17 protein-coding genes are annotated in these 19,488 nt (G+C 39.8%); 13 read left to right on the plus strand and 4 right to left on the minus strand.

Annotated features, from left to right (window positions below):
* Positions 1 to 11: 11 nt before the first annotated feature.
* Positions 12 to 2,144 carry a pre-peptidase C-terminal domain-containing protein gene (locus tag CWB75_RS15215; RefSeq protein ID WP_138571102.1) on the minus strand — a complete coding sequence of 711 codons (2,133 nt, stop codon included), beginning with the start codon at positions 2,142 to 2,144 and terminating at the stop codon, positions 12 to 14.
* A 488-nt stretch (positions 2,145 to 2,632) separates the two neighbouring features.
* On the opposite strand from CWB75_RS15215, the gene CWB75_RS15220 reads away from it, so the two are divergent.
* Positions 2,633 to 2,971 carry a hypothetical protein gene (locus CWB75_RS15220; RefSeq protein WP_010390319.1) on the plus strand — a complete coding sequence of 113 codons (339 nt, stop codon included), beginning with the start codon at positions 2,633 to 2,635 and terminating at the stop codon, positions 2,969 to 2,971.
* Complete coding sequence (locus CWB75_RS15225; RefSeq protein ID WP_010390318.1) at positions 2,964 to 4,307, plus strand: SPFH domain-containing protein; 1,344 nt, start codon at positions 2,964 to 2,966, stop codon at positions 4,305 to 4,307. The genes CWB75_RS15220 and CWB75_RS15225 overlap by 8 nt, the downstream gene beginning before the upstream one ends.
* 76 nt (positions 4,308 to 4,383) lie before the next feature.
* Here CWB75_RS15225 and CWB75_RS15230 read toward each other — a convergent pair whose 3' ends face one another.
* A complete protein-coding gene (locus CWB75_RS15230) occupies positions 4,384 to 4,629 on the minus strand; it encodes a hypothetical protein (protein WP_054201077.1) in 246 nt (81 codons plus the stop codon).
* Positions 4,630 to 4,977: 348 nt separating this feature from the next.
* On the opposite strand from CWB75_RS15230, the gene CWB75_RS15235 reads away from it, so the two are divergent.
* Both CWB75_RS15235 and CWB75_RS15240 read left to right on the plus strand, forming a co-directional pair.
* Positions 4,978 to 6,276: a porin gene (locus CWB75_RS15235; protein WP_010390315.1), complete on the plus strand. Its 1,299-nt coding sequence runs from the start codon at positions 4,978 to 4,980 to the stop codon at positions 6,274 to 6,276.
* A gap of 195 nt (positions 6,277 to 6,471) precedes the next feature.
* Positions 6,472 to 7,398 (plus strand): LysR substrate-binding domain-containing protein, encoded by a 927-nt coding sequence (locus CWB75_RS15240; protein WP_010390313.1) that lies wholly within the window; start codon positions 6,472 to 6,474, stop codon positions 7,396 to 7,398.
* Between the two features lie 67 nt (positions 7,399 to 7,465).
* Here the strand turns inward: CWB75_RS15240 and CWB75_RS15245 are convergent, their stop codons facing one another.
* The gene (locus CWB75_RS15245) at positions 7,466 to 9,130 is read right to left on the minus strand and encodes a BCCT family transporter (RefSeq protein ID WP_226915943.1); all 1,665 of its coding nucleotides are present in this window, start codon (positions 9,128 to 9,130) and stop codon (positions 7,466 to 7,468) included.
* A gap of 363 nt (positions 9,131 to 9,493) precedes the next feature.
* Between CWB75_RS15245 and CWB75_RS15250 the strand changes: the two genes are divergently transcribed.
* The 7 genes from CWB75_RS15250 (at position 9,494) to CWB75_RS15280 (ending at position 16,905) form a co-directional block, all read left to right on the plus strand.
* Entirely contained in the window at positions 9,494 to 10,681 is a 1,188-nt protein-coding gene (locus CWB75_RS15250) for an aromatic ring-hydroxylating oxygenase subunit alpha (RefSeq protein ID WP_041708938.1), read from the plus strand.
* A 2-nt stretch (positions 10,682 to 10,683) separates the two neighbouring features.
* Positions 10,684 to 12,102, plus strand: a complete 1,419-nt coding sequence (locus tag CWB75_RS15255) for an aldehyde dehydrogenase family protein (protein WP_010390308.1) — start codon at positions 10,684 to 10,686, stop codon at positions 12,100 to 12,102.
* 102 nt (positions 12,103 to 12,204) lie between these two features.
* Positions 12,205 to 13,611 (plus strand): FAD-dependent oxidoreductase, encoded by a 1,407-nt coding sequence (locus CWB75_RS15260; protein ID WP_138571103.1) that lies wholly within the window; start codon positions 12,205 to 12,207, stop codon positions 13,609 to 13,611.
* A gap of 3 nt (positions 13,612 to 13,614) precedes the next feature.
* A complete protein-coding gene (locus tag CWB75_RS15265; RefSeq protein WP_138571104.1) occupies positions 13,615 to 14,931 on the plus strand; it encodes an NAD(P)/FAD-dependent oxidoreductase in 1,317 nt (438 codons plus the stop codon).
* Positions 14,928 to 15,278, plus strand: a complete 351-nt coding sequence (locus CWB75_RS15270) for a EutQ-related cupin domain-containing protein (RefSeq protein WP_075169106.1) — start codon at positions 14,928 to 14,930, stop codon at positions 15,276 to 15,278. The genes CWB75_RS15265 and CWB75_RS15270 overlap by 4 nt, the downstream gene beginning before the upstream one ends.
* Positions 15,279 to 15,512: 234 nt before the next feature.
* On the plus strand, positions 15,513 to 16,355 hold the full coding sequence (locus tag CWB75_RS15275) for an HDOD domain-containing protein (RefSeq protein WP_010390303.1): 843 nt from the start codon (positions 15,513 to 15,515) through the stop codon (positions 16,353 to 16,355).
* Positions 16,356 to 16,494: 139 nt separating this feature from the next.
* On the plus strand, positions 16,495 to 16,905 hold the full coding sequence (locus CWB75_RS15280) for a hypothetical protein (protein WP_010390302.1): 411 nt from the start codon (positions 16,495 to 16,497) through the stop codon (positions 16,903 to 16,905).
* Positions 16,906 to 16,967: 62 nt separating this feature from the next.
* Here the strand turns inward: CWB75_RS15280 and CWB75_RS15285 are convergent, their stop codons facing one another.
* Entirely contained in the window at positions 16,968 to 17,858 is an 891-nt protein-coding gene (locus tag CWB75_RS15285) for a LysR substrate-binding domain-containing protein (protein WP_138571105.1), read from the minus strand.
* Positions 17,859 to 17,982: 124 nt separating this feature from the next.
* Here CWB75_RS15285 and CWB75_RS15290 point away from each other — a divergent pair, with 124 nt between their 5' ends.
* Both CWB75_RS15290 and CWB75_RS15295 read left to right on the plus strand, forming a co-directional pair.
* Positions 17,983 to 18,435, plus strand: a complete 453-nt coding sequence (locus CWB75_RS15290; protein ID WP_138571106.1) for a DoxX family protein — start codon at positions 17,983 to 17,985, stop codon at positions 18,433 to 18,435.
* Positions 18,436 to 18,513: 78 nt separating this feature from the next.
* A complete protein-coding gene (locus CWB75_RS15295; protein ID WP_138571107.1) occupies positions 18,514 to 19,464 on the plus strand; it encodes a glutathione S-transferase family protein in 951 nt (316 codons plus the stop codon).
* The last annotated feature ends 24 nt before the right edge of the window (positions 19,465 to 19,488 follow it).

Genomic DNA, 19,488 nt, shown 5'->3' on the forward strand with positions numbered 1-19,488 from the left:
AATGATATTAATTATTTTGCAGTTGCAACAAGCTTAACCCAATCGTAATTAGTGACGCCTAACAAGCCGATTTGTAATGTCTGGCCTGAACTCACCTCTAAGATACAACTTTCATTGCTGTCTTTGTTGTTCGATAAGCAATCGTATTGTATTTTTGTTACTGCTGCATCCGCTCGAACATAGAGGTTAGTATTTCCCTCGCCACCCAATGTTTTTATGTTTACAGTGGTTGCGCCTGTAGGTACTACATAACTATAGCGCTGCCAAAAATCTGCAAATCCATAAGCACGAGGCGTTAATACGCGAGTATCATTATCTGTAGGTGGTGCGCTATTTTCATAATTAGCCAGGATTGTTACGTTTTGATAGCTGTTATACGCTTTAAGCATAATGTAAAAACGACCTTCTCCTTGACTTATATTACAGCTTTCATTGTTACCATTTCTAAATGGGCGGCAGTCGTAATTATTTGTGCTCGGCACTGTACTCTTTTTAACATAGAGGTCTGCATCACCTGAACCACCCGTTATGTCGATTGAGATGTTAGTGCTATTTGCAGGTACATCAATATAGTAAATAGTCTCTTGATTTAATGCTGCACTTTGGCCTGTTAATGCTTGCCCTTTAGTTAATTCAACTTCTGTTGGTGAGCCATTTGAAACACTAATCGTTTGGGTTAGCGTGTTTGTATTATTGTTACTATCTTGCACCGTAACAGAGACGTCGTAATCACCCTCAGATACAAAATTATGCACTACAGTTGCACCTATATCGGTTTGATTATCGCCAAAGTTCCAACTATAGCTATTGATAGTACCTGCTGAGCTGGAGCTTGTTGCATCAAAATTACACTGTAATTGCTCACAGCTGTATTCAAAACGTGCGGTAGGTGGCAGTGGTGTAGTACCGTCGTTATCGCCAACAGGCACTGTGTTATTAAAGTAAGTTGCGACTTGGGGCCAAATCTTACTTATTTTGGCGCCTTTATTGTAGCATCCGCCTAAATGATGAAGTGCAATAACACGATTACTTGATGCTGCAACAACAGGAGAACCAGAAGAGCCGCCTATAGTGTCACAATAGTATCCAATATCAGTATTACTTCCACGCCCATTCGTTGAGGGGGCATTAACTTGGCACAAACCATTGGTGTCTTGATCCGATTCTATAGACAGCTCCTTAGGATTACCTGAACCATGTTGCGGAATATAAATACGTTCACTTTGCTGTGCGTTTCGCACATCAAGCCCTAAGTAGCCAAACTGTTCAATATTGGCAAAGTCATTAACACTAAATAGGGTGTAATCTAACGTGTAGTCAGTTTTAAAAAACTCTTTACCTGTTACTTTTACAATAGTTTCTCTGGCTGTCCCATTACAACTTTTATTTTGGTAGTTAAACCACACTTCTGTAGAGGCAAGCTCAGATGCAGTCTCTATGCAGTGGTTATTGGTAAATAACTTATTATCGCTGCCAACGCGCCAACCGGTACATAAGCTGCGGCCACCAATTACTAAGCGTGCTACCGGGCGGCTGCGGTCAAACTCTGTTGGGTTGGAATTAGCCCAACACTGCACGTCTTTGCGCTCATTAATACCGCAGGTAGACAAAGGGGCAGGTTTATTTTGTTGGTTGATATTTATATTGGCGCTTTCAGTGCCGTAATAATAGCTATCAATAACACCAAACTGGTGTTGCTGCTTACTGTTTTTTGGATCAGGGTAATATTCAATGATAACGCTGTCATTTGAAACCGACATAGAAGAAAATGAATGCACACCATCATCTCCGTTTAAGCTATCGATTGTTGCAGCGTCCATATTATTACTACTATATTCATAACGCTCTGAGTTGTCTTCGCTTCTAACGACTAACTTTGCGTCACCATTTAGATCTACTTGGCTAAAATGTAGCTTTATGTAATCAGCATTAGGGTGCGATACAGTTTGAGTAATTACAGGACCTTGTGTTGTTTCGATTGTAAATTGCCTAGAAAGATTTACATGGGTATTGGCTTGTTTGGCAATTGTGGTTTTTTTTGCTTCTTGAGTGTGTTGTAAAATAGTGAGCTCATCGATTGCAGCAAAACTGTATTGTGCATAGATAGCTGTAGCGAGCAATGCTGCGTATTTACATTTTTTCATCTTTATATCCTTTTTCACTAATAAGTGGTTTGATGTAACGTAAATGATCAACTGCATGCCCATATGATTTAATTTTGAGCAAATAATCAGTACCTAATTTACATACTAAGGGTAGGCCGCATTTTGATCTTCGCCAGAAAAAATTTAAATATTTTTAACTTTACTCGGAAATTATTGCATTTTTTACTTTGAAATCAGCTTATTTCAAAAAGGATAAATGGCTTAATATTCAATATGAAAGTTTGAACAGAAGATGTTTACCGTTGACTCTAAGCGGCTGTCACCCACACTCACTAAAAGTAACATTGTTGATGTTGAGACTTCAGATATTAAACTTTTCTATTTTAATTTTTACAAAAATATACACAAGCCAAGTATTAATTCTGTTATTTGGGTCGTTATTCTGTAAAATTATGGGCTTAACATTTGTGATTTAACCGTTACATTTGTTGTTAGGGTTAATTATTCAATTAATATAAGCAGACGTTATGATTTTTTATATTATTGGGTTAAGTACGCTTGTTATTATTTTGTGTGTGGCGCTTTATGTGATTTACAGCAATGTACGTAAGAGCCGAGTAAGAAAGTCAAAAGAATATAATGTGTTATTTGATAAAGACACCATCATTGATGATCTTATTGCTCAACTTAGCGAGAAAAACCAAACCCAAGAAAACCAGGAAAAAACAATTAAAGGCAAACAAGAGATCCTTGCAACATTTATAGATTTGCATCGATCGGGTAGTTTTTGTGCGCATTTAAGCGAACAAGAAATTACGTATTTTGTTAAAAAGAAACTAAACATGGAGAGTACTAAAAATGGATAGCGAGCAACAAACAGTCGCTGAGGCAAAAAACACTTCATTTATGGCGCGTTTTGGTCGTCGTAATGTGATTTTACTAACATCCGTTGTTGTGGTGTTAGCAGTTATTGCAACATTAACTTCGCAGGTTATTTCATGGAATGAAGCCGATGAACGGTTAGTTCATCAGTCAGCTTTTACTGGTAATTTAACGGTAATAAATCAAGCGGGCCCTTACTTAAAAGCATTTGGCACCACATCGGCCTATAAAAAAGTTATTTCAATTAACTTTACCGGCGATAGCAGTGCAACAGCGAGTGCCATTGTACCACTCATTCCTATTCGATTCTTAGATACCACGACAGGTGGCGCCAGAGGAGTATCACGTTTTAGATTACCAGGTAATGTACCGGCAAGTGAGTCGGGCGCTTTACGTGGATTATTAAAAATTCATGAAGAATTTGGCTCCCAAGAAACCCTGATATCTAATCTTTTAATGCGTGCCACTACAGAAAATGTAAAAGCGTCGGCACGTATGATGTCGGTTGAGCAACATTATTCAGGTGGTAATGGTCAATTAAGCCAAGATTTTTCTGATCAACTGACTAATGGCATTTTTGTTACTGAGCAAATTATTAGTACTGGCGAGCGTGACAAGTCTGACGATTTAAGCAATTTAAGTAAGCAACAACGCGTTACCATTAACATAAAGAAAGATGCTGAAGGTAAGCCGCTGCGTAATGCACCTATTTTAGGCTCTTACGGCATCACGGTGGTTGATGCGAGTATTATTGATATTGATTACGAAAATAAGGTAAATGCGCGCTTAGAGGCGCAAAAGCAAGCTGCAGCAGATGAAGCGCTTGCAAGACAAAACCTTAAAAAGGCAGAGCAACAAGCACGTACAGAAGTTGCATTAGGCGAACAAGCGATTGCAAAGCAAAGAGCTGAGTCTGAAAAGCTAAAAATTAAAGAGCAAATTGATGCAGAGCGAATAAAAGCCAATGCGATTATTTCTGCACAACAGCGTGTTGCAGTGAAGGCTGAGCTTGCAAAAGAGCAAGAAGAAATTTTAAAACAGCAACGCTTAGAAGCTTTAGGCATGGATGTATTAGCTGAAGCACGTTTACGCGCAAAGTCAGCAGCACTTGATCCTAAATATGTGTTTGATGAAACACTTAAAGCAGAAGTTAAAATTCAAACGGCTTTATTTAATAGCTTAGGTAACAGCCGCTTAGTGCCTGAAATTGTTATAGGTGCGGGTCAAGGCGAACAAAACAACGGCTCTGAATTTATGCGTTTGTTGGCTGCAGATGCGGCTTTGAGTCTTAAAAAGCGTTTAGAAAAAGAGAAAAAATAAACGTTAAAAATCATTAAAAAGCCCTAGCTTTAATTGTTAGGGCTTTTTTTGTGGTATCGCTTTTTAAACGGTGAGTTTAAAATTTAGGGCACAAAGCGTGGCTAAAGCCTTTTTCGGTTAGCAAAAAAGCGGCGCTTGGCGTCGAAAATATATATTCTTCATGAAGAAGAAACGCGATTGTTCCTTTTATTTGCTCACCTTGATGATCTGAGGCATCGCTAATTAATTGTTCAGGATCTAACTGACTTGGAGTTGGAAAGTTATTATAAAGATGTTTAAAAATTAACGTAGCAATCGTGTTAAAGGTATCGTTATTTTTCATTTTTTGAGCGTCCTCAATTTATATATGTAGCAGCAAACTGGCTGTTTTAAATATGATTTCTCAAATAATAACACATTAAAAATAGGTACATGATCATCCTGCTATTTTTTAAGATTTAATTTTGCAAGCTACTGCTTTTATTTATTAAAATGATGATTAATTGTCATGCTTACCCTGCTAAAAAGTAGTTTGTGTGTTGCTGGTGTGTTGCGCAAAATCACAAAGTGTAATTGAAGAGTTGTAAAAATACGTTATCATTGTAAAACAACATGTAAAATCAAGCAGGTACTTAGCTCACGCTGACCAAGTTCGAGTTAATAATATCAACAAGGCAAGCAAGGACAAATTATGACACCTATGAAACCTTTAGCACTAGCAGTGGCTATGGTTGTTTTTTCACATCAGGCACATGCAGATACAGATCTTGATAAAGTAAAGCAGCAATTAAGCAGCTTACAAAAACAAGTGGAAATGCTGCAAAAGCAACTTGCGAAAGCAGAGCAAAAAAGTGAAAAATCAATCGAACGCACCATTGAAGTGAAAGAAGATACAGCTGAAGTTAAAGTAGCTAAACATGAACATAAGCCTCAGGGAATTAAAGTTGGTGGTGCTGTTCGAACCAACTACAGCCATACTTCGTATGATGACGATAATAAAAATCGCGGCGGCGATTTTGACTTTGATATTTTTCGCTTAAATTTCTCAGGCGACGTTGGTGATGTAAAATTAAACGCTGAAATTCGCTTTTTTGATTATATGACCGCTGTTAAATACGCTTATGCAGCTTACGATTTTGCTGATGATTGGCAAGTTCAAGCAGGTATTACCAAGGTTCCTTTTGGTAACTGGCCATACAATTCTCATAACTACTTTTTCAGCACTAACTATTATGTTGGCCTTGAAGACGACCACGATTTAGGGGTGTTATTTAAGCGTAAGATTGCTGATAACTGGCAGCTTGATTTGGGCTTTTTCAAAAATGATGAATTAGGTGGTGTTGATGGTTATGTAGATAACCGCAGCGATCGCTATTCTTACGATATTGTTGGCTTTAGAGAAGCTGGGGATGGTGTTTATGCCGAGCCAACTAATGCTATAGGCGAGTACAATACGTTCTCAGGTCGTTACGGCTATCACCTAGAACATGAAGGTGGTAAAACTGAAATAGGTGTGTCGGCACTCGCTGGTGGCTTGCATGATGGTGTTGACCGCGCAGGTGACTACAACGCGTGGGCATTACATTTAAACAGTAATATGGGCCCTTGGAACTTACAACTTCAACACGGTGAATATAACTACGATATTGATAACGTAAACCGTATTGCTGTGGGCGCTTACTCGTTTTACGACAGCATGGCGGCAGAGGCAACAATGTCGAGTGCAAACGTAGCATACAGCGTACCGGTACAATGGGGCGCGGTAACAAACTTACAGTTTTATAACGACTATAGTGCTATTTACGACAAATCAGACAACAGCAGAGATACGTGGATGAACGTAACCGGTTTCTCGGTAGCTGCTGGTGGTTTATTTACTTACTTTGACTTAGTTCATGGTAAAAATATGCCATTTGTTGGTGGTTCATTAGCGGGCGATAGCAGCGAAACTGAGCGTCGCTTTAACATTAATATTGGCTATTACTTCTAAACCAATATTCAAAGCACACGTCTACATATTGGGCGTGTGCTTATATGTCTTCACAAACTAATTAATTACCCACACTAAAACCCTTACCAAATTTGTAATTGATTAACTCAATGTTTAAAAATATATTCAGTACTTACTTTTACCATCAATGGATTGGTTATTAGTTTCTTTGATAGAAACGCAGTAGGAAATTATATGAAAATTAGTCCATTGCCACCGCTAAACAGTCTAGTCGCATTTGAAGCATCCGCTCGACACCTAAGTTTTACTCTTGCAGCAAATGAGCTTAACGTTACTCAAGGTGCGATAAGTCGTCAAATACGACAGTTAGAAGAGTATTTAGGTAAAGCCTTATTTACTCGTGCAAGCCGCAGTATTCATTTAACCTCAGCTGGTCTGCAGTATTATCAGTCTATAAGTCGCTCCTTATTGGATATTGCCGATATAACAGGAGAGGTAAAAAAATGGCAAGGGGATAAAAAAGTAACCGTAGCGACAACTAATGCAATGGCATCCTTGTGGTTATTGCCAAAAGTTGCTGAGTTTCAAAATCAATATGATGACATTGATTTAAGAATATTAGCATCTGATAATGTAGTTGATTTAAACCGTTTAGAATGCGATTTAGCATTGTTTTTTTGTCGCACGCCTCCAGCTAATATGAAGGTGACCACTTTGTTTTGCGAAGAAGTGTTTCCAGTTTGTAGTCCTGGCTATCTTGAAAAAATTGGTAATCCGAACGATCCGAAAGATATTTTTAATAAAACAATTTTATTTTTAGATGAAACACAAATGGGATGGGTTAATTGGGATGAGTGGTTTGCAGGAGTAGGACTTGAGCAGATAGCTCCTAAAAGCCGCATTAACATAAATAATTACCCCATGTTGTTGCAAGCCTCAATTAATGGTCAAGGCATTGCATTAGCGTGGGGGTCTCTGGCTGATGAATACTTACAAAGTGGTGCATTAGTGCGTCCAACCGAGCATGTATTAGCCACTGAATCTAAGTTTTCTTTACTAGAGCCAGATAACGGTGGCCGCATACCTGCGAGTGTAAAGTATTTTAGAGAGTGGCTTTTAACACAACTTCCTGAAGAAGTAGGCGATACCGGTTTAGTATAAATTACATCGCAATAAAAAAACCCTGCTAACTAGCAGGGTTTTTGTTTATTAGTCTTATTATATTGATTTAGTGCTCCACAGGGCCATCCAGCTTTTCTTTACACGGATGTACGTGTTGCGGCAACATTGCCCATGGCTTTGGTTCACGGCGAATGCTATAAAACAAGGTAACACCCATCATTAAAATAAATATAGAAATAGGGAAGCCAATGATGATTGACGCATACTTTATTGCTTGCAGGCCTCCTGCATAAATAAGTACCCATGCAATAAGTGCAATAACTATACCCCATAAAATACGAATAGAGGTTGGTGGTTCAGTATCACCAGCAGCATCTAAAATACACAATATTAAGGTGCCCGAGTCGGCTGAGGTTATAAAGTAAGTAGCAAGTAAGATACAGGCTAATACACTCAGTAATTTACCTAATAAGTTACTGTCTAAATTATCAAATAAGGTAAAGAGGGCACGTGTACTATCTGCTTTGGTTGCTTGTAATACAACACCACCACTAAAGGGTTCTGCGTTTGTTTCTGTAACTTTGTTTTGTGTTACAACGGTTTGCTGTTGTGCAGCAATACGTTCGTTTTGCTCCATTTTTAAGGCGCTACCACCAAATACGGAAAGCCAAATAAAGGCAATAACAGTTGGGGCCACCAAAGCACCACCAATAAGTTCGCGAATGGTACGTCCCTTTGAAATTCGCGCAATAAACATACCTACAAACGGTGCCCAAGTTAACCACCATGGCCAATAAAAAGCGGTCCAAGAGCTTTGCCATCCTGAGTCATTTTGCGAATCAGTCCATAGCCCCATCGAAATTAAATTTTGTACATAATTCCCTGATGTTTCCATAAATACATTTAAAATATAACGGGTCGGACCCACTGCAAGTACTATCAATACTAATAGTAACGACAGCAACATATTCCATTGTGAGAGTAGCCGTATTCCTCTACCAACGCCCGATAAAACCGAGCCTACAGCAATGGTACATAGCACAATAATAAGCACAGTTTGAGTAACAAGGCTAACCTCTATCCCAAACGTTTGTTGTAATCCAGAGTTAATTTGAATAACTCCAAGGCTCAGGGTTTGCGCGATGCCGAAGGCTGTAACGGCTACCGTGATAATATCGGCAACATGTCCTATAGGGCCATAAATTCTATCGCCCACTAGTGGGTGTAAAATAGAGCGAAAGGTAAAAGGAAGGCCTTTACGGTAAGAAAAATAAGACAAGGCTAAGGCAACAATTACAAAAAGCGACCACGGATGGAGGCCCCAATGGTAAAAAGTAAGCTGCATTGACATTGACGCTGCTTCATTGGTTAACCCCTCGGTGAATGGGTTTGCAGCATAGTGCCACATGGGTTCTGCTACAGACCAAAAAACCAGTCCAATACCCATCCCCCCAGAAAATAACATGGCTATCCATGCCCAAAAACTAAATTCAGGCTGATCGTCGTCATTTTCGCTCAGTCGAATATGGCCGTATCGACTTACCATCAAATAAAGTAAAAAACCAACGACTAAAGTTACTAAGCCAATAGAAAACCATTTCATATTGTAGAGTAAAAAAGTCGAAAGGCTTTCAAAATACTGCCCTGCTTTATTTGCAAGTATGACTATGAATAAAATAAAGGCGATTAGAATTACCTTCGATGCGATGGTCACCGTCGGATTTAATCCCTTTAAAAAACCAGACTTAGCCAAAATTACGGATTTTTTCATGTGTGTGCTCCGTTGTCTTTTTTGTTGTTGTTAAATAAGTGGTAAGAAACTAAAAAATTAACCGGCAATTTACAAATGATTAATCCTCATCAATCCATGAGCTTTGCTTATGCGATGTTACTGCTTATTTATAACCAGTAAGCAATATTTATATTATTGCACTCTTAATCATTACAAAAACTCATGAGTGAGATGCTAAATTATCGTTTGTTTAGTGCTTTGTTGTTAATCAAAATCAACACATCTGATAACAGAATGTTGTTACGGGTTTGGGGCGTGAGGTTAATGTTAAAACTATGGGTTTTAATTATTGAACTTTGCTCTTTAAATTTTTTTAAAACACACACCGTTCGGAGAATGAGCATGGGCACTGTAAAACAAACAATAATTCCTATTAAGCAAATTGATCGTGTACTAAACCCGATACATGAAGCGACAGGTATGCCTAACGAGGCGTATACCAATCCTGAGTACTTTAATTTTGAACGTGATCATGTTTTTAGTAACACATGGGTGTGCGTTGGTTTTGCATCAGATTTAATCAAAAACGGTTATGTTATGCCAATTGATTTTATGGACTTACCTTTATTAATGATGAAGAGTCGCCAAGGCGAAGTGCAGGTATTTCATAATGTGTGTAGCCATCGAGGGATGAAGTTAGTACATGAAGCAGGAGAAGTGCAAGGCATGATCCGCTGCCCTTATCATTCATGGACCTATGATTTAAATGGAAGCTTAAAAGGCACTCCACATTTAGGTGGCATCGGTAAGCATAACGATGAACGTTTTGCATGTGAAAAGCATGGGCTAAAAGCAATCCGCTCAGCTATTTGGATGGATATGGTATTCATTAATCTATCTGGCGAGGCGAGTTCTTTCGATGAACATATAGCTCCTTTAACACAGCGTTGGCAAGAGTTTTTAGGTGACGATGGTTTGAGCTTATTACGTCGTGCAAATATGGGCGGACACTTAGAAATTGAAGTAAAAAGTAACTGGAAGTTAACCATAGAAAACTTCTGTGAAGCCTATCATTTACCTTGGGTACATCCAGCGTTAAATACTTATTCTAAATTAGAAGATCACTACAATATCATGTTCGATGAGCGTTTTTCTGGTCAAGGTAGCTATAAATATAACCTTTCTGATACTGCTGGTACACATTTACCAAAATTCCCAAGCTGGCCTGAGGAAAAGCTTCGCCATGCTGAATATGTTGCTTTATTTCCAAATGTACTTATTGGTATTCAAGCTGATCACGCTTTTGCAATGATGATCGACCCAATTAGTACAGATAAAACTATTGAACGTTTACGTATTTTCTATATTAGTGATGAGGCAACTAAAGATGAGTATGCGGCGTGTCGTACTGCAACACTTGAATCATGGCGTGTGGTGTTTGGTGAAGATATTGGCGCAGTTGAAGGAATGCAGCAAGGACGGTACTCACCTGGTTTTGGTGGTGGGGCTTTTTCACCTGAAATGGATACACCAACACACTTCTTCCAAATTTGGCTTGCCAAACAAGTGAAATCTGTGACGGAGGCTTAATTATGACTCATTATCTTAATTTCATTAATGGCCAGTGGTGTGATTCTCACACTCATATTTCGGTAATAAACCCCGCCACGGCACAGGAATATAGCACGATTGCAAGTGCCAGCGTTGATGATGCAAACAATGCGATGCTAGCCGCCAGACAATGCATAAGCCGTGGACTATTGAGCGATGTACGCCCAGCTGTGCGCACAACGTGGATGCTTGATGCAGCAAAAGCTATCAAAGAGATAGCTGATGAAGGTGCTTTAGCTCTGTGCAGAGAAAACGGTAAAACCTTAGCGGATGCAAAAGATGAGTTTTTAGAGGCTGCTCGTTATTTTGAATACTATGGCGGCATGGCTGACAAACTCGAAGGTACGTCGATTCCTTTAGGTAAAAACTATATTGATTTTACGCAATATATCCCTATGGGTGTATCAGTACAAATTGTACCTTGGAATTTCCCAGTTTCAATCTGTGCTCGCTCTTTAGCTCCAGCGCTGGCGGCGGGTAATGCAGTAGTCATTAAGTCACCCGAAATTTCGCCTGTTGGTATGGTGTATTTAGTAAGAGCACTCGAAAGTGTTGGCTTTCCAAGAGGCGCTATTAACCTATTGTGTGGTAAGGGTTCAGTAGTGGGGAGCCATCTAGTTGAGCATAATGATGTTAATCAAATTGTTTTTACCGGTTCAGTGCCCACTGGGCAACGTATTCTAAAAGGTGCAGCTGAGCGTGCAACACCTTCTGTAATGGAATTGGGTGGTAAATCTGCAGCTATTGTTCTTAAAGATGCGGCTACTGAGAAAGTTATCAGCAGTGTGCAAACAGGTATTTTCTTTAATGCTGGACAAGTGTGCTCTGCAATGTCGCGTTTACTGGTAGATAAAGCTCGTTACGAAGAGATTAAATCGGCAGTGGTTACTATGGCTGAAAATTTAGTAATCGGCTCTGGTGAAGAGCAGGCCGATTTAACGCCCGTGGTTTCTCAAGCTCAACAAATCAGTGTATTGGCAATGATTGAACAAGCTAAAAAAGAGGGAGCAACTATTTTATGTGGTGGCTATGCTCCTGATTTGGCAGGTTACTATGTTGCTCCAACTGTGATCGAAGCAACCCCTGATATGTCCATATCTCAACAAGAAGTATTTGGTCCTGTATTGGTTATTATGCCATTTGAAGATGAGCAACAGGCTGTAAAAATAGCTAATGGCACTGAATTTGGTTTAGTAGCAGGCGTATTTGGTGAAGCACTTAACCAAACATTACAAGTGGCTCAGCAACTTCGTGGTGGACAAGTTTTTATAAATGAATGGTTTGCCGGTGGCATAGAAACGCCATTTGGCGGAGTTGGATTGTCTGGCTTTGGCCGAGAAAAAGGTCAAGAAGCCATCTACAGCTACATGCAAACACGCAATATTGCTATACGTTTATAACGAGTGGCAACGACTCTGTTTATAAAACTTACGGTTTATCTATTTGTGACTTTCTGCAGTAGATAACCCACAGGGTTAAATCCAAATTATTAGGATAGAGAAATGAAAAAATGGCTCTGTATTATTTGTGGCCTCATTTACGATGAGGCCCAAGGTTGGCCTGCTGATGGTATTCCTCCAGGCACCCTTTGGGAGGATGTACCACAGGATTGGGTATGTCCAGATTGTTTAGTAGGCAAAGCCGATTTTGAAATGATCGAAATAAGTGAAGATGAACTAACTGAAGGTGAAGTAACTGAACCAGCTGCTGTTCAACACACTCGTGTTTCTGAGGCCATTGTTGATGAACCGCAAGGCCCAATTGTTATCATTGGTAGTGGCCACAGTGGTTATCAAGTAGCGGCTGCATTACGTAAACAATCATCAACCGTAGCTATTACCGTATTCACCGCTGATGACGGCGCACTTTACAGCAAACCTGCTCTTTCGAATGCTTTTGCAATGGGGAAAAGCGCAGCTGATTTACAAAACGAAGCCGCACTTGAGTGGGAGCAGCGTCTTAATATTCGTGTTTATCCGCATACACGTGTTGAACGAATAGATGCAGATAATCACTCTCTGATCACCAGCATAGGGCGTTATAAGTATAGGCGTTTAGTACTAGCGACAGGTGCGTCAGCAATTAAAATTCCAATTGCTGGAGACGCCTCAGAAGTACTAAGTGTGAATGATTTGCACGATTATGCACAATTGAGAGCAAAACTTGATAGTAAAAAGCGAGTTGCTATTTTAGGCGATGGGTTAATTGGCTGTGAATTTGCAAATGACTTGAGCGCCAAAGGCTATGAAGTGAGTGTCATCGGTTTAGGGCAGTGGCCAATGTATCGACTGATCCCACAAGTAGTCGGCGAAGCCTTACAGCAAAAGTTAGCAGACTTGGGGGTATCATGGTATTTAGAAGATAGTATCAACCGTATTGAAGTCAACGACTCTGTTTCATTATTACACTTAAATAGTGGTCAAGTGATTGAAGTTGACGTGGTGCTATCTGCGGTAGGATTAGTGCCAAATGTAACGCTTGCTGAGCAAGCTGGATTAGAAGTTGAGCGTGGTATTAAAGTAAATGACGATGGCCAAACCAGTCGCCCTGCTATATTTGCATTAGGTGACTGTGCGCAAACATCACAAGGATGGCAGCCATATATTGCACCCATAAATCAAATTCTACCTGCTTTAGTCAATAGCCTGTTGGGCAATGTAACTAACGCCAAATTTTTGCCGAGCCCCGTTATTGTTAAAACCCCTATTATGCCGTTAACTATTTTTCCTGTACCACCTATGGCGCAAGGTCAGTGGCATATAAAACAACAAGGTGAAGAGTTAGTGGCTGTATTTAATGATGCTAATGAGCAAGTACTTGGTTTTGCTCTGTTAGGTAAACAAGTACAGGCTAACCGCAGTTATTGGTTAGAGCAAATAAGTTTAAATAACCTAGCAGCAACGGAGTAAAATATGATTCATTTACCGCATGATGATAATACCTGTGGCTGGTATAACGCTTTACCAAAGCAGCCTAAACAAGCGCTTTTAACGGGGGCACAAAAGGCTGACTACGTGGTTTTAGGCGCTGGTTTTGCTGGTTTAGCTATGGCACGCCGTTTAGCTGAGCACGCGCCAAATGCACGAATTGCCCTAATTGATGCACAGCGAATAGGCAAAGGTGCATCAGGGCGTAATTCAGGGTTTGTGATTGACTTACCGCATAAATTCTCTCTTGAGCACCCAGATCCTGCACATAAGCAAAGATTACTGTCACTTAACCGTTTCGCGATTGATCAGCTTGCTTCTTTAGTTGCTAAATACAACATTGATTGCCAGTGGTCGGCTGCGGGTAAATACCAAGGTGCAGTAGGCGCTAGGGGTGAAGCTTACCTTGATCACTTCGAACATCTTATGACCGATTTAGGCGAACCATTTGAGCATGTTACTGGCACTGATTTGGCAAAAGTATTAGGCACTAATTACTACAGCCGTGCTATTTACACCCCGGGGGGGTACTTGGTTCAACCCGCAGCACTAGCCTGTGGTTTAGGCGCTAACTTACCAAAAAACATTGAGGTATTTGAGCATTCGCCTATTGTGCGCTTGGAGAAAGAGCAAGGCGGGTGGCTGTTGCAAGGAGAGCACGGCAGCATTAAAACACCTCAGTTATTACTGGGTACAAGTATTTTTACTCGTGAGTTTGGTTTTTTAAAAAATCGATTACTTCCTGTAATGACTTTTGCTAGTTGGACCCGACCGCTAAACGATAAAGAAATGCAGCAGTATACAGGTTTACTTGATTGGGGACTTACACCCGCTGATCACGCTGGCACAACGCTTAGGATGACCGCTGATCGTCGTATTATTATTCGTAATACCTACCAACATGTAGCTAAATATGGCAACAGCATTAGTGATAAGTTGCGTCAGGAAATTCAAAACGATCATCGCAAAGTATTTTTAGCTCGCTATCCACAACTAGTCGATGTGCCTTTTACACATTCGTGGGGAGGCACCTATGCTATTTCGCGAAATTTCACTAATTTCTTTGGCCAACTCGATGATGGAGTGTTTGCCAGCGCCTGTGATAACGGTGTGGGGGTTGCTTGGGGAACTGTGTCGGGTACTTTGCTTGCTGATTATGTTATGGGGGCAACATCGCAGTCGCTTGATGATATTCAGCAGGTAACGGGTATGCCAAGTTTAAATCCACCAGAGCCATTGCTTGGTTTAGGAGTAAAAAGCCGAATTAAACTTGCCAAATGGCAAAGTAGGAGTGAAATATGAAACAGGTTAAATTAGTAGACAGTAAATTACTCGACTTTAATGTACGTGGAGATACGCCTGGGATGGCCTACGTGGCTCGTGCACTTAGCACTGAAATATCACCAAATATTGGTGTTGGTTTTGCGAAATGGGAAGGTGCAAAAGTAGCATGGACAGTACTTTATGATGAAGTTGTATTTGTTATAGAAGGCTGCTTCGAGTTAACCGCAAATGGCGAAACCCATCATGTTAAACCAGGGCAAATGCTCTGGATACCAGAAGGAACAGAGCTGGTATATGGCGGACATGCATTGTTTGGTTATGTTGTTCATCCAGGTAATTGGAAAGAGATACATGGTATAGCCTAACTGCCATTTTAAGTGTTCAAATTAGTTCCTAAGCCCTCTAACCAACCATTTGAGGGCTTTTTTATTGGCCGTTTTTTTAGGTTGCATTAGTAATGAAAAATAAAAGCTTAAGCCACAAATAGTTAATTTTAAAAACAGGTAAAATATTGAATATTGAGTAATCAACTTCTAGTATAAAAGTTCAAATGGAATAAAATAAATAATCCATATAGCTTAGCTGGAGGCTAGACATCGATGATTGTAGTTAATGAGCAGGTATTATCAGATGTAAATAAAAACTTTATTATTCCACCAAGACCGCAAATCTTAAATGATCTTGAATTATTAGCATCTGCACAAGAGCCCTCGCTTTCAGACGCCGCAGAAATCATCGCTAAAGATGTTGCTATTGCATCCGCTATTTTAAAGATAGTTAATTCACCCGCTTATGGCTTAGTTCGTAGTGTGTCAAATATTAAACAAGCCATTATGTTTTTAGGTTGGAATGGCATTGAAGCTTTAGTTCCTAGCCTAAAGCTAAAGCAAATGTTCGCCCAAAATGAGTGCTGTATTAGCCTTGAACGTTTTTGGGATACCGCCTCAGAAATTGCTGATGTAAACATGATTATTGGACAACGTCTAAATAATGTCCCCGTTGAGTACTTGTATACGCTTGGTTTGTTTCATGATTGTGGCATTGTGCCAATGGCAATCAAATTTGATAATTACGTGAGTGCTTTGCATACTTCAAATAATACCCATAAAGAAAGCTTGATAGATATAGAAGAGCGTTTATATGGAACTAATCATGCCACTGTGGGTTATTACTTAGCGACCAGCTGGCATTTACCCGTAGATATTTGTCAGCTTATTTTACGTCATCACGATTTGAGCATGCTAAGTAACATAACTGGAAGTAACCAACAATTGTGTTACAGCGTTTTAAAAATGTCTGAGAATCTGGTTAATTGTGTTTTACGCGGCGACACCACTAAAGATTGGGATGATATAGAAAAACACGTTTTAGCAACATTAAATATGTCAGAAGACGATTATATTGATCTACAAGAAGAGGTGATTGACTTTTTGAACTGCTAATCGCTTTTTAGCAGCTTAAAATCTATAGGTTAGTTTTTTTCACTTATTGGTTTGTTTTTAATCGTTTGTCGAGATTAAGTAAACACTCTAAAGTTTAGTTGTCGGCAACAAGCACGACTAACCAAATAGGAAATTAATCATGAAACGCTCACTTATCAAAACCATCGCTCTTGGCTCTTTATTAACTTGCTCAGCTGCTGTAATGGCTGATCAAAGTGATTACAAGTTAATGGTTATTGAAGAGGCTAAAACAGCCCCTCAAGAATTCGAAGTTGCATTTAACGATTGTGCATTAAATGTAAAATCAAAAAATTATAGCCAAGCTGAAGAAATTTGCTCAAAAGCAATTACTTTATTACAACAAAGCACTGGCCCACGTTTTAAAGTACGTGAGCTGACTTCATTTGCTTTAAGTAACCGTGGTGTAGGACGTTTAATGGCTAAAAACGAAACAGCTGCATTATCAGACTTTTACGAAGCACAACAAATGTCAGGTAACGAGTTAGTGTCGCACAATTTAACGCGCGCTAAGCAAGATCTCGCGCTGTAATATTTATTACAGTTTCAAAAAGCCCATGCTGTTTTAGCATGGGCTTTTTGCGTTTATTAGGCTTAAACACTATTTAGAATAATTTGGGTCAGCTGTTTCAGCCCTTTACCTTTGTTAGTTATTTTCCATGCAAGGTATAAGTCTTGAGTTGGGCGTGGTTCGGTAAGTTCCACAACATGCAGTTTGTTAGCTTTTATATGCTCAGCAATAAGGTTTACAGGTAAATAACCAATGCCAATAGCGGATAAAATAGCGGTTATTTTTTGGCTTACAGAACTTACATAAAAACGTTGATTACCTTCGATTAAGTTAGCTGACCACGGAATACCTTGCTTTGCTGAGTCATGCACTATAACCGTGGTGTATTGACCGAGTTCGCTGGGCTCAATGGGGGTTTTTAGTAGCGCTAACGGGTGGCTAGGGTGAACCACCAGAACATTTCGAATATCAGCTATTTTTACCGCTCTGATCCCCTTTTGATTAGGTACAGGGGCCGGTGCGCCAATCACTAAATCAACGTCATCCTCAATTAAAGCCTCCCAAGTGCCATTAAGTACTTCCTCTTTAATGTCTATCTCGATATTTTTATGCTCATTTAAAAATAGCTGTAGATTTTTGAATACGTCACTTATGTCAAAAATAGAGTCATAGGCAATACGTATCCGTGGCTCCCAGCCATTAGCTATGGTTTGTGTTTGCTCCGATAAATTATTTATAGCATTGAGTACTTTACGCCCCTCGGTCAGTAAATGTTTACCTGCAGGAGTTAAAACAGCACGTCGACCTTGGCGTTGAAACAAGGTTACATTTAATTGCTCTTCAAGTTTATTAACAATATACGACAAGGCTGAGGGTACTTTATTAAGTTGCTCTGCAGCGGCTGCGTAACTGCCACGATGCTCAATGGCGTCCAGTACCAGTAAAGCTTCTATGCTTATAGGGGGTGTATTCATAATGATGCCCAATATTAACTGTTCAAAATATTTGAACATATAGAGCAAATAATAGGAGTTATTTAATTTTAATTCAACTTATACAATAGCTGCATACTCAATTGGAACTATACAGGTTAAAACTATGACGATTAAAAATATTACAGATGCCATCACAAAAACTGAACAGTCTTTTGCAACACTACCATTAAGGCTTATTGCAGGATTAGTGTTTAGCGCTCATGGGGCACAAAAACTGTTTGCGTGGTTTGGTGGCTATGGCTTGGAAGGCACAGGGCAATGGATGGAGTCGATTGGCTTAGCACCGGGCTATTTAATGGCATTAATGGCCGGTGGCGCTGAATTTTTTGGTGGGTTACTACTCATCGTTGGTTTACTGGTGCGTCCTGCGAGTTTTGTACTGGCTATCACTATGGTAGTTGCTATTTTTACCACACACATAGATAACGGTTTATTTATGAGCAATAACGGTTATGAATTTGCGTTATCGCTGTTAGCCATTACCCTAGCTTTACTGATCCAAGGAGCTGGAAAGCTATCCCTTGATGGAAAAATTCATAACAAATTAAATCAATAAGCTGATCACATAAGTGATTGAACTTTAAGCTGCCAACCTGCGTAAGGTTGGCACACTCTATAAACTAAGGAGACGGACATGGGATTACTTGTTAACGGTGAATGGGTCGATAAATGGTATGACACTGAAAAAAGCGACGGTAAATTTGTACGCCAAGATAGCCGCTTTAGAGATACGATTTCATCAGCGCAAAACAGTAAATTTAAACCAGAAGCGGGTCGCTATCATTTATATGTATCCTTGGCTTGCCCTTGGGCGCACCGCACCATTATATTTCGTAAATTAAAGCAGCTCGAAGACATTATTTCTATGAGTATTGTTGAAGCACCCATGATGGAAAACGGTTGGGAATTTGGCGAGCAGGGCGATCCACTTTATAACTTAGATTACGCTTACCAATTGTATTTAAAAGCCGACCCTAGCTATGAAGGGCGTGTTACCGTGCCTATTTTATGGGATAAAAAAACGCAGACTATTGTAAACAACGAATCAATAGAAATAATTCGCATGTTTAATAGTGCGTTTAATGAGCTTACTGGTAACACCGACGATTATTATCCAGATGCGCTACGTGAAGAAATAGAAACAGTGAATAACCGTGTCTATAACACCATTAACAATGGGGTGTATAAAGCCGGTTTTGCTACAACTCAAGAAGCTTACAACGAAGCTTACACCGCCTTGTTTGATAGCTTAGATTGGTTAGAAGCACGATTAGCAAAACAGCGTTACTTAGTGGGCGATACACTCACTGAAGCCGATTGGCGATTATTTACCACACTTATTCGCTTTGATGCGGTGTATCACGGGCACTTTAAGTGTAATCGAGAAAAGTTAAGTGAGTTTCATAATCTTAGTAACTACATTAATGAGCTTTACCAAGTACCTGGGATAAAGGAAACGGTCGATTTAGAATACACAAAGGTGCATTACTACGTCAGTCACGTAACCATTAACCCAACGCAAATTGTGCCTTTGGGTGCTAAACACACGTTTGATGCTGCCCATGATCGAGACCGTCAATACTAAATGACGCAGAGATAACGTATAGGA

The organism is Pseudoalteromonas sp. S1608 (assembly GCF_005887265.1).
Classification (GTDB): Bacteria; Pseudomonadota; Gammaproteobacteria; order Enterobacterales; family Alteromonadaceae; genus Pseudoalteromonas; species Pseudoalteromonas undina.